Raw genomic sequence first — 15076 nt, 5'->3', positions numbered from 1 at the left:
TCGACGTCACATGGGATGGTGGGGGATTGGCGAAGCTTGAGTGGTTTGGCAGGATCACCGAGATGAGTTTCTCGCTGCGCCCCGCCGGGCCCCAGGACATCGATTTTCTGACCGACATGCTGGTCGAAGCCTCCGACTGGCAGGGTGTGAAGTCCGGTGGTCTTCCCCAACAGGATCGCCGGGTCACGGTGCTCGCCGACCCCAAGGTGGCCGGGTACATCGACGGTTGGCTTCGCGACGGCGACGCCGGGGTGGTCGCCGTCGACAGCGAGCACCGTCCGATCGGCGCCAGCTGGACGCGACTGTTCACGAAGGACGCGCCCGCGTTCGGGTTCGTGTCGCCGGAGGTCCCGGAACTGGCGATCGGCATCGTGAAGTCGTGGCGTGGCAAGGGAATCGGACGTCGGCTGCTGCGCGAGGTGGTCACGATGACCGGCCTGGCCGGGTACGACCGGCTGTCGCTGAGCGTCGATGTGGACAATCCGGCGAAGCAGCTCTACGCCAGCGAGGGGTTCGAGGTCATCGAAACCCGGCCGACGGCGGTCACCATGTTGAAGACCCTGTAATCCGGGTCGCAAATATTTGACCTGTGGTTCCAGAATTGTTAGGTTCGGCGGGTGGGCAGAGCCAAGCAGTTCGATCCGGACGTCGTCGTCGACAAGGCGATGCGCGTCTTCTGGCGCGACGGTTACGCCGGGACGACGCCGCAGCGGTTGGTCGACGAGCTGGGGATCGGGCGCGGCAGCCTCTACAACGCGTTCGGGAGCAAGGCCGGGCTGTATGAGCGCGCGCTGCGCCGCTACTACGAGACCGAGACGGTGCGGCTCATCGAGATCCTGGACGGCGCGGGAAGTCCGCGCGTGCGGGTGCGCGCCGCGCTGGATCTCGTGGTGACGGCGGCGCTGGCGGACACCGAACGGCGCGGCTGCATGGCGGCCAACGCCGCGGTCGAGTTCGGGCAGACCGATGCGACCGTGAACCATCTGGTGCGCCGGGTGTTCGAGCGGCAGGAGGCGGCGTTTCGCGGCGCGATCGAGGAAGGTCAGCGGGCCGGGGAGTTCACCACCGACGCGGACGCCTCGGATCTGGCGTACGTCCTGCTCACGACCATCAACGGGATTCGGGTGCTCGCCAAGGCGAACCCGGACGAGAAGCGGTTGCGCGGACTGGCCGCGACGGCCTTGCGGGCCTTGGACTGATTAGGGATGCGAGAGGCGAGGTCTTTTCGTGCCCAAATTTTGTAACTGTAGGTCAAGAAAGAGTGAGAGGAAACAGCTATGGATCTGAACCTGAAGGGCAAGCGGGCCATCGTCACCGGAGCCAGCAAGGGCATCGGGCTGGCCATCGCGCAGGCACTGGCGGGCGAGGAGGTGACGGTGTACGCGGCGGCCCGGAGCCATGGCGTCGCGGGCGAGAACATCGTTCCGGTGGCGGTGGACCTGACCGACAAGGCGGGCGCGGCTCAGCTGGCGGAGCAAGCCGGGGACGTCGACATCCTGGTGAACAATGTGGGCGGAGTGATGGCGGCGAGCATGCGCGCCAAGGGTTTCGCCGACATCGACGACGAGAGCTGGATCGCGACGTACGAACTTAACCTGTTCAGCACCGTGCGGGTGACGCGGGCGGTACTGCCGGGTCTGTTGCGACGGCGCGGCGTGGTCATCAACATCTCGTCGATCGGCGCCCGGGCGGCGTTCCAGCCGGTCGACTATGGAACCGCCAAGGCGGCGCTCAACAACCTGACCAAGGCACTCGCCGAGGAGTACGGCAAGGACGGACTGCGGGCCCTGACCGTCAGCCCCGGCCCGACCCGCACCGCGAACTGGGGTGACCCGGCGGGTTACGCGGGCGAACTGGCTCAGGCGGCGGGCGTGCCACTGGAGGAGTTCCTGGCCGGGGTGCCCGAGGCGATGGGTATCAGCACCGGTCGGCTCACCGAACCGGAGGAGACCGCCGCGTTGGTGACGTTCCTGGCGTCGTCGCGGTCGGGAAACCTGACCGGCGCCGACTATCTGGCCGACGGCGGGGTCATCAAGACGGTGTGAGGGCGCCGGACGTCAGGCGTGAAGACGCAGCGCGACCTTTAACTTATCGCGTGTTGATGTTATCTTCTCGAAAGTTGTAACACTCACGCGTGGAGAGGGCCGCCATGACCGCATCCCCCCGGAACGGTGGTCGAGCCTGGATCGGGATCGACCTGGGCACCCAGAGCGCCCGCGCCGTCGTCGTCGGCGAGAACGGGTCCGTGCTCGGCCAGGGTTCGACCCCATTGGACGGTACTCGGTGGCCGGACGGCCGTCATGAGCAGAACGCGGATGACTGGTGGGACGCGGTCGCGACGGCGTCGCGGCAGGCGATGGCCGAGGTGGGGAGCGTCGAGATCGCCGGGCTGGCTTGTTGCGGGACGTCGGGCACCGTGCTGCTGGTGGAGGAGGTCGACGGGGATCCGGCACGCCCGTTGGGGCCCGGGCTGATGTACGACGACTCGCGCGCGGTCGAGGAGGCCGCGCGGGTGCAGGAGTTGCCCGCGCCCGTCTGGGCCGAGGCGGGGTTGAATCCACAGCGGACGTGGGCGTTGCCGAAGGCGTTGTGGTTGTTGCGGGACGGGCCGCCGGTGGGGCGGGTTCGGTTGGCGCACCAGGTGGACGTGGTGAACTCGCGGTTGATCGGGCGGCCCGCCGCCACCGATACGAGCAACGCGCTCAAGTCGGGGATCGATCCGGTGGCGGGGGCTTGGCCGTACGAGGATCTGGAGCGGTTGGGGCTGGACCCGCGACTGTTGCCGTCGTTGGTTTCGCCGGGACAGGTGCTGGGGGAGGTGAGCGCGGCGGCGTCGGAGGCGACGGGCATTCCCGTTGGGGTGCCGGTGATCGCGGGGATGACCGACGGGTGTGCCGCGCAGATCGGGGCGGGTGTGCTGCGTCCGGGGCAGTGGAACATCGTGGTGGGCACGACGATCGTCCTCAAGGGGGTGTCGGATTCGCTGTTGCGGGATCCGACGGGGGCGCTGTACTCGCATCGGTCGCCGGACGGGCGGTGGTGGCCCGGCGGCGCGTCGAGCGCGGGCGCGGGGCTGCTGAGCCAGGAGTTCGATCCGTCCGGGTACGACGTTTTGAACGCTCGGGCTTCGGAGCGGGAACCCGCGGGTTGCGTGACGTATCCGCTGGCCGGGGTGGGGGAGCGGTTCCCGTTTCGGCGGGCGGACGCTCGGCGGCTGACGCTGGGCGAGCCACGCGACGATGTGGACCGGTACGCGGCGATTTTGCAGGGCGTGGGGTTCGTGGAGCGGTTGTGTCTGGATCACCTGCGGTCGTTGGGGGCTGATGTGGGGGACGAGGTGACGTTGACCGGAGGCGCGACGCGGAGTGCCTATTGGACGCAGTTGCAGGCCGACATCCTGGGGCGTCAGGTGTCGGTGCCGCAGTTGGCTGAGGGCGCGGTGGGGATGGCGGTGCTCGCCGCCTCGCACGCGTTGGCCGAGGAGGCTGGTGATGGCGCGGCGGGTTCGCATGCGGCGGCCGTGGAAGCGGGTTCGCGAGCGTTGGTTGCCGAGGCTGGCGACGGCGCGGCGGCTTCGCGAGCGCTCGGGCTGACCGAGGCCGCGAAGCGGCTGCTCGGGCCGGTGACCGGCTACCAGCCCCGCACCGACGCGCGGAGCCGGTTCGACGAACCGTATGCCGCGCTGGTGAAAGAGCTGCGCGAGCGCGGCTGGATCGGCGAGGATCTCGCCACGACCGCACTGTCTGGAGTGAACTCATGAGCGGCACCATCGTCCTGCTGGTCCGGCACGGGGAGACGGCGTACCACCACGAGAACCGCTACTGCGGACGCACCGACCTGCCGTTGACCGACGTGGGCCGCCAGCAGGCCGCGGCGCTCGCGGCGTGGGCCGGTACGGCGGGCCTGGACGCCGTGTACAGCTCGACGTTGCGCCGCGCCGTCGACACCGCCGCCCCAGCCGCTCGGGCCGCCGGGGTCGGGCACGAGACCGACGAACGCCTGGTCGAGCTGGACTTCGGCCTGGCCGAGGGCCTGACCGCCACCGAGATGGCCGAGACCTGGCCCGAGGAGCGCGCGGACTTCGTCGCCGATCCCGTGGCCAATCCGCTGCCGGGCGGCGAACACCCGCGGGTCGCGATCGCGCGCGGCCGCGGCGCCGTGTCCGACGTGGTGGAACGGCACCCGGGCGGCGTGGTCCTCGTCGTCTGTCACAGCACTTTGTTGCGATTGCTCACGCTAGATCTCATCGGCGATGATCCATCCCGTTACCGGCAACGGTTCCCGAAAGTCGGTAACACCAGCGGGGCGGTGCTGCGTCATCTAGGGTCTGAGCAGGCATGGGAGCTCGTCGATTTCAATCCGGTGCTGACCGAAGGTGCACCCGGCCATCAGACCATCACATGACATAACAAGATTTCTCGTTAAGAAATCTTGACGAAATGTGAATTTGATCTTAGGCTTCCGAAAACCCCAGATAACCCCCGGAGGTCTGAGATCTCATGAACGACAACCAACTCACCGGTCAGGGCCGCAACAGGCGTGATGTGCTGCGGCTCGCGGGCCTCGGGGCGGCCCTCACCGTCAGCGCGCCGATGCTGCAAGCCTGCGGTTTCGGCGGCGGCACCCAAAGCGGTGACTCGGCGGCCAACGACATCACCGGCAGCTTCGACTGGAAGAAGTACGACGGCAAGACCGTCAAGCTGCTGATGAACAAACACCCCTACACCGACGCGCTCAAGAAACACAAGGGCGAGTTCGAAAAGAAGACCGGCATCACGCTGGAGATCGACGAGTTCCCCGAGTCGAACTACTTCGACAAGGTCACCCTGGAGCTCCAGTCCAAACAGGGCAACTACGACGCCTTCATGCTCGGCGCCTACATGGTGTGGCAGTACGGCCCGCCCGGATACCTGGAAGACCTCGGACCGTGGATGAAGAACGAGTCGGCCACCCACGAGGAGTTCGAGAAGGAGGACTTCTTCCCGAACCTGCTCAAGGCCGGACAGTGGAACTTCACCAACGGCGACCCGCTCGGCGGCAAGCAGCAGTGGATGCTGCCGTGGGGCTTCGAGACCAACGTGGTGTGTTACCGCGAGGACGTCTTCAAGAAACTGAAGCTCAAACCGGCCGAGGACTTCGACGAGTTCATCGACCTGGCCAAGACGCTGGACAAGAAGGCGGGCGACGGCATGTACGGCGTCGCGGTGCGCGGTTCCAAGGAATGGGCCACCATCCACCCCGGCTTCATGACCATGTACTCCCGGCTCGGTCTCAAGGACTTCGACGTCAAGGACGGCAAACTCGTCCCCACGATGAACTCCGCCGACGCGGTGGACTTCACCGACAAGTGGGCCAAGATGGTGCGCGACTCCGGCCCCAAGGGCTGGACCTCCTACACCTGGTACCAGGCCTCCAGCGACCTGGGCGCGGGCAAGGCCGCGATGCTGTTCGACGCCGACTCCGCCTCGTACTTCCAGAACGAGGGCACCAAGGCCGCCGGAAAGCTCGCCTGGCACCCCGGACCCAAGGGGCCCAACGGTTCCCTGGACACCAACATGTGGATCTGGTCGCTGGCCATGAACGCCAACTCCAAGAACAAGGAAGCCGCGTGGTGGTTCCTGCAGTGGGCCACGTCCAAGGAGCACCTGAAGTACGCCGCCACCAAGGGCCAGCACATCGACACGGTTCGCCAGTCGATCGCCGAATCGTCGGAGTACAAGGACAAGTTCGCCGACTACACCGGCTTCCTCGACACCTTCGAAAAGGTCATCGACGACACCAAGATCCAGTTCACGCCGCAGAAGAACTTCTTCGACGCCACCACCTCGTGGGCCGAGGCGCTGCAGACGATCTACGGCGGCGAGGACGCCAAGTCCACACTCGACGACCTCGCGTCCAACCTTGAGTCGAGGGTCAACGACTGATGTCGGCCACCACCTCCACCGAGCGGCAGCGCCCGTCCGACGAGACGCCGCCCCGGCCCGCCGCGCCCACAGTGTCGCGGCGGCGCCGGGCCCGGCGGCCCTACCTGCTGGCGGTACCGGCGGTGCTGTTGTGCGTCGGCATCCTCTACCCGTTCTTCGTCGGGGTGGGCTACACCGTCTACAACTTCTCCGCCTCCAACCCGCAGCCCGACTTCGTCGGCCTGAAGAACTTCACCGACGTGTTCTCCAGTTCCCAGTTCTGGGACTCGGTGACGGTCACCGGCACCTTCGCCGTGGTCGCCACCGCCGTGGAGACCGTGCTGGGTGTCGGGGTGGCGCTGCTGCTGTACCGCAGCAGCCTCCTGGGCCGGATCTTCGAGCGGGTGCTCATCGTCCCGCTCATGGTCGCGCCGATCCTGGCCGCGATCATGTGGAAACTGTTGCTGCTGCCCGAGGTCGGGTGGATCCGCCCGATCGTCGAGGCATTCGGCTTCACCGGTTACAGCGGCACCGACGATCCCTTCTGGGCGTTCTTCTGGTCCATCGTGGTCGACGCGTGGATCTACACGCCGTTCGTGGCGATCATCGCGCTGGCGGGCCTGCGGTCGCTGCCCAACTCGCCGTTCGAGGCCGCGGCCGTGGACGGGGCGAGCTGGTGGCTGACCTTCCGTCGGCTGACACTGCCGATGCTGTGGCCGTACGTGCTGGTCGCGGTGATCTTCCGCTTGATGGACAGCTTGAAGATGTTCGACATCATCTTCGGACTCACCAACGGCGGCCCCGGCGGCGCCACCACCACCATCCAGATCAACGCCTATTTGGAGTCGATCAGCTATGCCCGATACAGCAAGGGAATCACGTACATGTTCGTCCTGTGGGCGGTGGTCTACGTGATCTCGATGTTCCTGGTCCGGTATCTGCGCAAGGTCCAGACCCGTTCGGCGGGGGTGTGAGTCCGATGTCGACGACTACGGAACAGCCCACCGACACCGGGCGTCGCCGCAAGCTGCTGACCGGCCTGGCCGCGAACGTCGGGCTGATCGCGTACTTCGCGTTCTCACTGATGCCGGTGGTGTTCATCCTGGCGTTGAGCTTCAAGGCGGACGCCGACCAGACGACGACGTACCTGTTGTTCGATCCCACACTGGACAACTACAAGACGGTGCTGGGCTTCGACGACGGCGGTTCGTCCTATCTGCGGTTCTTCATGGCCAGCCTGATCACGTCCGTCGGTGCGGTGGTGGTGTCGCTGGTCATCGGGATTCCGGCCGCCTACGCGGCGGCGCGGTATCGGTTCCGCGGCAGTGACAACCTCATGTTCACGCTGTTGAGCTTCCGCTTCGCGCCGGAACTGCTGGTGATCATTCCGCTGGCGGTGCTGTACCAACAGTTGGGCCTGTACGACACCTGGGTCGGCATGATCTGGGTGCTGCAACTGGTCACCATGCCGCTGGTGGTGTGGATCCTGCGGTCGTTCTTCCAGGACTTCCCGGCCGAGCTCGAAGAAGCCGCCCTTCTGGACGGTTACTCGCGCACCCGGGCGTTCGCCAAACACGTGCTTCCGTTGGTGAGACCCGGGATCGCGGCGGTGAGCCTGCTGGCGTTCATCTTCGCCTGGAACAACTTCATCTTCCCGTTCACGCTGACCTCCAGCAACGCGCAGACGGTCACGGTGAGCTCGCTGGCGTACCTGGGCGGCAACCAGGTGCGGTTCAACCTCGTCGCGGCGGGAGCCGTCATGGCCGCACTCCCACCGCTGGTACTGGCGCTGCTGATCCAGCGTTACCTGGTTCGCGGTCTGTCGTTCGGGGCGGTGAAGGGCTGATGGCAAGCATCGATGTCCACAAAGTAGACAAGAAGTTCGGCAAGGTCACCGCGCTGGAGGACGTGTCGTTCTCGGTGGCGGACGGCGAGTTCTTCTGCCTGCTGGGGCCCTCGGGCGCGGGCAAGACGACGACGCTGAAGATCGTCGCCGGGCTTGTCGAGCCCGGTGGCGGCACGGTCCACATCGATGGGGTGGACGTCGGCGACGTCGAACCCACCCATCGGGACCTGGCGATGTGTTTCGAGAACTACGCGCTCTACCCGCAGCTCAACGTGTTCGACAATCTGGCTTCGCCGTTGCGTTCGCCGCTGTCGCGCACTCCCGCTGACGAGATCCGGCACCGTATCGCGCACACGGCGGGGCTGTTGGGCATCGACCACCTGTTGGATCGCTCGGTGACGCAGCTGTCGAACGGGCAACGGCAGCGGGTCGCGCTGGGACGGGTGCTGGTGCGTCCGGCGCGGGCGTACCTTCTGGACGAACCGCTGGCGCACCTGGACGCGAAGCTGCGCGCCACGATGCGGGCTGAGCTCAAGTCGATCAGCGGCGGTGATGCCACCACGACGATCTACGTGACCCACGACTATGTGGAGGCGTTGTCGCTGGCCGATCGGATCGGTGTGATCCGCGATGGTCGGATCCTCCAGGTCGGTACGCCCGGGGAGGTGTGGTCGGCTCCCGCTAACGCGTTTGTGGCGCAGGCATTTGGGAAGCCTCGCATCAACCTGGTGCCCGGTGCGCTGGTCGCCTCCGATGACGGTCAGACGTTCGCCAGTGCTGACGGAGCGTTCCAGGTTCCGGTGCCGTCGACCGACGTCGGCGAGGGTACAGAAGTCCAGATCGGAATCCGGCCCCGCGACCTGCGGCTGCACACCGGCGCCGGGGATGTGCCCGACGGACAGGTGCGGCTGGAGGGTTCGGTCTACGTGCTGGAACACCTCGGCCGCAACACTGAGGTCACGGTCGCGATAGGGCAGTCGCGACTGTCGGTGATCGTCCCCCGCTCGGAGGTTTCGAGCCTGGCGCGTGATGACAAGGTAGGTGTGTTGATGAATCCACACACCGTGCATGTCTTCCTCGCCGGTGCAGAAGGGAAACGAGTTTCACCGTGAACGACACACAGTACGACAAGGTCAAGAACCCGCAGCAGCGTCAGAAGCTGATGGCTGAGGTCGTCATGGAGCGGCGCAGCCTGTCGGCGCAGGAGCTGGCGTCCATTTTCGACGTCAGTGTCATGACCGTTCACCGTGACCTTGACGAGCTGGAGCGGCAGGGGATCGTCCGCAAGTTCCGGGGCGGTGTGACAGCGCAGCCGTCCGGTGTGTTCGAGTCGAACGTTTCGTATCGACGTAAGTCGATGCTGAACCAGAAGCGCGCCATCGCCAAGCAGGCGAGTAAATACATCGAACCGGGTATGTCCATCATGCTCGATGACGCTACGACGACGGCGGAGATGATCCCGTTGTTGGCGGGGCTGTCGCCGCTGCGGGTCGCGACCAACTATCTGGAGGGGATGCGGCAGCTGAGTCAGCTTGACAACGTCGGGCTGATGGCGCTGGGTGGTGACTACGATCCGCTGCACGACTCGTTCATGGGCGGGACGTGTCTGGAGTGCATCGAGTCGCTGCGGGTGGACGCGGTTTTCGTGTCGACGTCGGCGCTTTCGGGGCGGTACGCGTTCCATCAGGAGGATCGGATCGTCGCGGTCAAGCGGAAGATGCTGGAGGTCGCGGAGAAGCGGTACCTGTTGATGGACAACACGAAGCTGGGCAAGGTCGCGTTGTATCGGCTGGTGGAACTGTCCGAGTTCGATGTGGTGATCGTGGACTCGGGGATAGACGAGGCCGCGCTGGCCGAGTTGGAGCGCAACAACATCACCTGCGAGGTGGCGACGTAATGGGGTATCGCGGGGTCGTGTTCGACATGGACGGTGTGATCGTCGAGAGCGAACACCTGTGGGAGGAGAGCTGGACCGCCAGCTGCGCGCGGCGCGGGGTGGACTGGAGCGGGGAGGACACCACGTCGGTGCAGGGGATGAGCGCGCCGGAGTGGGCTCGGTACGTGGCCGAGAAGATCGGTGACACCTCGCTGGCGGACGTGGTGCAGGCCGAATGTGTGGACCACGTCGTGGCGGCGGTGCACGATGGACAGGCGCCGTTGCTGGACGGAGCTCGGGAGCTGGTGGTCAAGATCGCGGATCTGACGCCGATCGCGATGGCTTCGTCGGCGGCTCGTCCGGTGATCGACGCGGTGTTGGATCGCAATGAGCTGGCGGATCGGTTCGGGGCCACGGTTTCGAGTGAGGAAGTCGCGCGAGGGAAACCGAGTCCCGACGTTTATGCCGAGGCCGCGCAGCGCGTCCAGATTGAACCGTCCCATGGGATCGCTGTGGAGGACTCCAGTAACGGGATCCGCTCGGCGCACGCCGCTGGGCTGCATGTCGTGGCGATTCCCAATCGTTCCTACCCGCCCGCCGCTGACGCGCTCGCGTTGGCCGAACACGTCGCTGACGACCATCACGACGCTCTCGACCACATCCTGTCGCTGCTGACCTGAAGGGAAGACCCATGACCCGGCTGTACAACGACCCCGCGACGTTCACCGGCGACGCTGTCGACGGATTCGCCTCCGCCTACGAGCGGTATGTGCGGCGCGTGCCCGGAGCGTCGGGTGTCATGCGCGCCGCCGGAGCGCGGCCGGGGAAGGTCAGCGTGATCGTCGGGGGAGGATCGGGGCACTATCCGGCGTTCTTCGGTCTGGTGGGGCCGGGGCTCGCGGATGGCGCGGTTATCGGGGACATCTTCACTTCTCCTTCGACAGCGCAGGCGTACCAGGTGGCGAAGGCGCTGGACGGCGGTGCGGGAGTGCTGTTCAGTTACGGGAACTACGCCGGGGACGTCATGAACTTCGGCCTGGCGCAGCAGCGGCTGCGGGAAGAGGGGATCGACTGCCGGACGGTGCTGGTGACCGACGACATGGCTTCGGCGGCGGCGGACTCCACAGCGGACCGACGCGGGATCGCGGGCGGCTTCTGCGTGTTCAAGCTCGCGGGAGCGGCCGCGGAGCGGGGACTGCCGTTGGACGAGGTGGAGCGGATCGCGGTGAAGACCAATGCGCGCACCAGGACCCTGGGGGCGGCCTTCGCGGGGTGCACTTTTCCGGGTAGCGGGGAGCCGCTGTTCACGGTGGACCCGGAGAAGATGGAGCTGGGGCTGGGCATCCACGGGGAGCCTGGGGTGAGGACGGTGGACCGGCTGACGGCGGCGCAGTTGGCGGAGACGCTGACGGAGGCCGTGCTGGCGGAGCGTCCGGCCGACGCGGATGGGCGAGCGGCGGTGCTGCTCAACGGGTTGGGGTCGACGAAGTACGAAGAGCTGTTCGTGATCTGGAAGGACGTGGCGCCGCGGCTGGCCGCCGCGGGGGTGACGGTGGTGTCGCCGGAGGTGGGGGAGCTGGTGACCAGTTTGGACATGGCGGGCTGTTCGCTGACGGTGTGCTGGCTGGACGACGAGCTGGCGGAGCTGTGGGAGGCGCCGGTCGACACGCCCGCCTTCAGACGGGGCGACACATCGCTGCTGAACCGAGGGGGAGCTTCGGGCGAGCAAGCCGAGGCTGCTGAGCTGACGGCGGGCGCGCTAGTCTCCGCTGGAGCTGGAGCTGGAGCTGGAGCTGGAGCTGGAGCTGGAGCTGGAGCTGGAGCTGGAGCTGGAGCTGGAGCTGGAGCTGGAGCTGGAGCTGGAGCTGGAGCTGCGGCGGCGCCCGCCGAGGCCGCGTCGGCTGACTCGCTGCGGTGCGCCGCTGTGGTGCGCGCGGCTCTGGAAGCCATGCGCGACACCGTGGTCGACAACGAGCGGCGGCTGGGCGACATCGATGCCATCGCCGGGGACGGCGACCACGGACGGGGCATGGTGCGTGGATTGCGAGCCGCGTGCCAAGCCCTCGACCCCGCGATGGGAGCGGGCGACACGCTACGGACCGCTGGGGACGCTTGGGCTGACGGCGGGGCGGGCTCGTCCGGTGTCCTATGGGGAGCGTTCTTGCGGGCCGTCGGGAACACGCTCGGCAACCGCGAAACGCCCAACCAGGCGACGGTCGCGCGGGCAATGGAAGCGGGCCTTGCGGCCATCACCGAACTCGGCGGCGCCACACTCGGCGACAAGACCCTTGTGGACGCGCTCGACCCGTTCGTCACGACGCTCACCGACACGGTGAGCGGTGGCGAGCCTCTGGCGGCGGCCTGGAATCGAGCGGCCCAGGCCGCCGCTGCCGCCGCAGAAGCCACCCGCGACCTGGTACCCCGGCTCGGCCGCGCCCGGCCGCTGGCCGAGAAGAGCCTGGGCACCCCCGATCCCGGCGCGGTGTCGCTGTCGCTGTGCGCGACGGCGGTGGGCCGCGTGCTGGACGACACGAAGGACGGTGAGCGGTGAAGCGACAGCGAGAAGCCGCCGCAGGCGAGCCAGTGCGCCGAGCTTTTGGCGACGGCCGCAGTGGCCAGCGGCCGAGCAACGCGGCGGCCACCGCCAAGCCGGTGAGCCGAGCGCTTGCAGACGGCCGCAGTGGCCAGCGGCCGAGCAACGCGGCGGCCACCGCCAAGCCGGTGAGCCGAGCGTTGAGCGACGGCGCCAGCGAGCGGCGGCGGACGGCCGCCGCGCTTGGGCTGGTGAGCCAAGCGCTGGCTGTCAGCGCCAGGCCGATGAGCCAAGTCCGTAGCAACGACACGAACGGAGGTGAGTGGCGATGAGCAGCCGACAGTGGCGGATCGCCGTGGGAGCCGACGAAGCCGGGTTCCAGTACAAGGAGGCCATCGCGCGGGACCTCGCCGAGGACTCGCGGGTGGGGTCCGTTGTGGATTTCGGGGTTGCCGAGGGCGAGACCACCCCGTATGCCAGCGTTGGACTGACTGTCGCTGAGGCCGTCGCGCGGGGTGAGGTGGATCGGGCGATCCTCATCTGCGGTACCGGCATCGGGATGGCGATCAGCGCTAACAAGGTTCCGGGTGTGCGGGCCACGACTGTTTCCGACAGTTACTCGTGTGAGCGGTCGGTGTTGTCCAACGACTGTCAGATCATCTCGTTCGGACAGCGGGTCGTCGGCCTCGAACTGGCCCGCCGACTGGCCAGCGAGTGGCTTGGCTACGAGTTCGACCCCGCATCACCGTCCAATTCGAAGGTCAGCGTGATCTCAGCGTATGAACGGAGGACCCCATGAGCGATCTCGTACTGCGGGACGTTCGCAAGACCTACCGCACCAAGGGCCGACCCGAGGTGGAAGCCGTGCGCGGCTTCGATCTCGAGGTCAACAGTGGTGAGCTCGTGGGCCTGCTCGGCCCGTCCGGGTGCGGCAAGTCCACCACCCTGCGCATGATCGCGGGACTGGAGGACGTCACCGGCGGCGACATCGCGGTGGGGGGACGGTCGATGGTCGGGTTGCCCCCGCAGAAACGCAGCATCGGGGTGGCGTTCGAGAACTACGCGCTGTACCCGCCGCTGACCGTCGCCGAGAACATCGCGTTCGGGATGCGGGCTCGCGGGCACCGTAAGGCCGAGCGGGCCGCTCGGGTCGCCGATGTGGCGGGGCGGATCGGGTTGAGCGATATTTTGGACGCGCACCCGGCTGGGTTGTCGTCCGGGCAGAAGCAGCGGGTAGCGTTGGCGCGCGCTGTGGCCCGGGAGCCCGAGGTGCTGCTGCTGGACGAGCCGCTGTCGCATCTGGACGCCGCGCAGCGGGACGTGACCCGGCGCGAGTTGCGGCATTTGCAGCAGGAGCTCGGATACACGACCATCCTGGTCACCCATGACCAGGAGGAGGCGCTGAGCCTGGCCGACCGGGTGGTGGTCATGAACGACGGTGTCGTGCAGCAGGTCGGTACTCCCGACGTCATCTACGACGACCCGGTGAACCTGTTCGTGGCCCAGTTCGTCGGCGAGCCCGCGATGAACATCCTCGATGGACGGCTCGACGACGACGGGGTGCGGCTGTCGCCCGACCTGACGATCCCGGTGCGCACCCGCGAGCCCCGCCACGATCGAGCGGTCACCGTCGGCGTGCGGCCCGAGGACGTCACCCTCACCGGCGCGGCCGAAGCCCACGCCACCGGAACCGTTGTGGTGTACGAGGACCTACAGGAGTACGGGCTGGCGACCATCGAACTGCCCGGAGTGGACACCCGCGTGGTCGCCCAGACCGCTCCCGGCCTCACCCTCAACCCGGGCGAGACACAGCCGATCGCGTTCTACAGTGACCGCACCTACCTGTTCGAGACCCACACCGGAGAGCGACTGCGATGAACGAACTGGACATCCTGGCCGTCGGCGACGAGTTCGTGCTGCCCGGCCTGTTCACCCAGGCGCTGCGCGACCAGCTGGGCGATGCCCCCGTGCGGGAGTTGGCGCTGCCGTGGCCCAGTGTCCCGTTCGGGCCCGTGTCCGAGGTGGACGAAGCCGCCGGTGACGAGGAAGCGCTCATCGCGGCGCTGCCGGGCGCCGAGGTGGCGGTGACCCAGTTGGCGCCGTTCACCGAGAAGGTCTTCGCCTCCGCCCCGCAGCTGCGGCTGGTCGCGGTGTCGCGCGGCGGTCCCGTCAATGTCAACCTGGAAGCGGCGACCCGGCACGGCGTCGCGGTGTGTTACGCGCCGGGCCGCAACGCCAACGCGGTCGCCGAGTTCACCATCGGCCTGATCATCGCCGCGTGCCGCAACATCGCCACCGGCCGGGACGCGATCGCCGCCGGTGACTGGCACGAGCGGTACTTCGAATACGGGGCCGCCGGTTCCGAGATCCAGGGGTCCACCGTGGGGCTCATCGGCTACAGCGCGGTGGGGCGGCTGGTGGCGCGACTGCTGACGGCCTTCGGCGCCACCGTCAAGGCATACGACCCCTTTGTGGACGCATCCCGGTTCGAGCCGGGCGTCGAGAAGGTCGACGACCTGGAGACGCTGCTGGCCACGTCCCAGATCGTCAGCCTGCACCAGCGGTTGACCCCGCAGACACGGGGCATGATCGCGGCCGAGCAGCTGGCGGCGATGCCGCGCGGTTCGGTACTGATCAACACCGCGCGCGGCGGCGTCCTCGACTACGAGGCGCTGTGCGACTCACTGGACGCCGGGCACCTCGGCGGCGCCGGGCTCGACGTCCACCCCACCGAACCGCTGCCCGCCGACGCCCGGCTGCGGCGCACCCCCAACGTCGTGCTGACCCCGCACATCGCCGGGTGCAGCCGCGAGGTCGCGAAACTGGCGGCCACGATCTGCGCCGCCGAGGTGGGCCGGTGGCGGCGCGGCGAACCCCTGGCCAACTGCGCCAACCCTGAGGTTCTCAAGGAGACATGA

Annotated in this window: 15 protein-coding genes; all 15 read left to right on the top strand. The window is 67.5% G+C overall.

Annotated elements, in window-relative coordinates; translation table 11 throughout:
- Window positions 1-62: 62 nt before the first annotated feature.
- Entirely contained in the window at window positions 63-566 is a 504-nt protein-coding gene (locus SNAS_RS20145) for a GNAT family N-acetyltransferase (RefSeq protein WP_013019306.1), read from the top strand.
- Window positions 567-617: 51 nt separating this feature from the next.
- Window positions 618-1199: a TetR/AcrR family transcriptional regulator gene (locus SNAS_RS20140; RefSeq protein ID WP_013019305.1), complete on the top strand. Its 582-nt coding sequence runs from the start codon at window positions 618-620 to the stop codon at window positions 1197-1199.
- Window positions 1200-1277: 78 nt separating this feature from the next.
- A complete protein-coding gene (locus SNAS_RS20135; protein WP_013019304.1) occupies window positions 1278-2045 on the top strand; it encodes an SDR family NAD(P)-dependent oxidoreductase in 768 nt (255 codons plus the stop codon).
- A 104-nt stretch (window positions 2046-2149) separates the two neighbouring features.
- On the top strand, window positions 2150-3760 hold the full coding sequence (locus SNAS_RS20130; RefSeq protein ID WP_013019303.1) for an FGGY-family carbohydrate kinase: 1611 nt from the start codon (window positions 2150-2152) through the stop codon (window positions 3758-3760).
- A complete protein-coding gene (locus tag SNAS_RS20125; RefSeq protein ID WP_013019302.1) occupies window positions 3757-4404 on the top strand; it encodes a histidine phosphatase family protein in 648 nt (215 codons plus the stop codon). Before SNAS_RS20130 ends, SNAS_RS20125 begins: the two co-directional genes overlap by 4 nt.
- Before the next feature lie 95 nt (window positions 4405-4499).
- Complete coding sequence (locus tag SNAS_RS20120) at window positions 4500-5924, top strand: ABC transporter substrate-binding protein (protein ID WP_013019301.1); 1425 nt, start codon at window positions 4500-4502, stop codon at window positions 5922-5924.
- A complete protein-coding gene (locus tag SNAS_RS20115) occupies window positions 5924-6877 on the top strand; it encodes a carbohydrate ABC transporter permease (protein ID WP_013019300.1) in 954 nt (317 codons plus the stop codon). The genes SNAS_RS20120 and SNAS_RS20115 overlap by 1 nt, the downstream gene beginning before the upstream one ends.
- A gap of 5 nt (window positions 6878-6882) precedes the next feature.
- Entirely contained in the window at window positions 6883-7749 is an 867-nt protein-coding gene (locus SNAS_RS20110) for a carbohydrate ABC transporter permease (protein ID WP_013019299.1), read from the top strand.
- Window positions 7749-8861, top strand: coding sequence for an ABC transporter ATP-binding protein (locus tag SNAS_RS20105; RefSeq protein WP_013019298.1), 1113 nt, complete (start codon window positions 7749-7751; stop codon window positions 8859-8861). The genes SNAS_RS20110 and SNAS_RS20105 overlap by 1 nt, the downstream gene beginning before the upstream one ends.
- The gene (locus SNAS_RS20100; RefSeq protein ID WP_013019297.1) at window positions 8858-9646 is read left to right on the top strand and encodes a DeoR/GlpR family DNA-binding transcription regulator; all 789 of its coding nucleotides are present in this window, start codon (window positions 8858-8860) and stop codon (window positions 9644-9646) included. Before SNAS_RS20105 ends, SNAS_RS20100 begins: the two co-directional genes overlap by 4 nt.
- Window positions 9646-10305: an HAD family hydrolase gene (locus SNAS_RS20095; RefSeq protein WP_013019296.1), complete on the top strand. Its 660-nt coding sequence runs from the start codon at window positions 9646-9648 to the stop codon at window positions 10303-10305. Before SNAS_RS20100 ends, SNAS_RS20095 begins: the two co-directional genes overlap by 1 nt.
- Before the next feature lie 11 nt (window positions 10306-10316).
- On the top strand, window positions 10317-12176 hold the full coding sequence (locus SNAS_RS20090) for a dihydroxyacetone kinase family protein (RefSeq protein WP_013019295.1): 1860 nt from the start codon (window positions 10317-10319) through the stop codon (window positions 12174-12176).
- A 310-nt stretch (window positions 12177-12486) separates the two neighbouring features.
- The gene (locus tag SNAS_RS20085) at window positions 12487-12957 is read left to right on the top strand and encodes an RpiB/LacA/LacB family sugar-phosphate isomerase (protein ID WP_013019294.1); all 471 of its coding nucleotides are present in this window, start codon (window positions 12487-12489) and stop codon (window positions 12955-12957) included.
- Window positions 12954-14036, top strand: a complete 1083-nt coding sequence (locus SNAS_RS20080; RefSeq protein ID WP_013019293.1) for an ABC transporter ATP-binding protein — start codon at window positions 12954-12956, stop codon at window positions 14034-14036. The genes SNAS_RS20085 and SNAS_RS20080 overlap by 4 nt, the downstream gene beginning before the upstream one ends.
- Window positions 14033-15076, top strand: a complete 1044-nt coding sequence (locus SNAS_RS20075; protein ID WP_013019292.1) for a 2-hydroxyacid dehydrogenase — start codon at window positions 14033-14035, stop codon at window positions 15074-15076. The genes SNAS_RS20080 and SNAS_RS20075 overlap by 4 nt, the downstream gene beginning before the upstream one ends.

Source organism: Stackebrandtia nassauensis DSM 44728 (assembly GCF_000024545.1).
GTDB classification, from domain to species: Bacteria; Actinomycetota; Actinomycetes; order Mycobacteriales; family Micromonosporaceae; genus Stackebrandtia; species Stackebrandtia nassauensis.
This window is presented reverse-complemented; position numbering and strand designations above follow the sequence as displayed.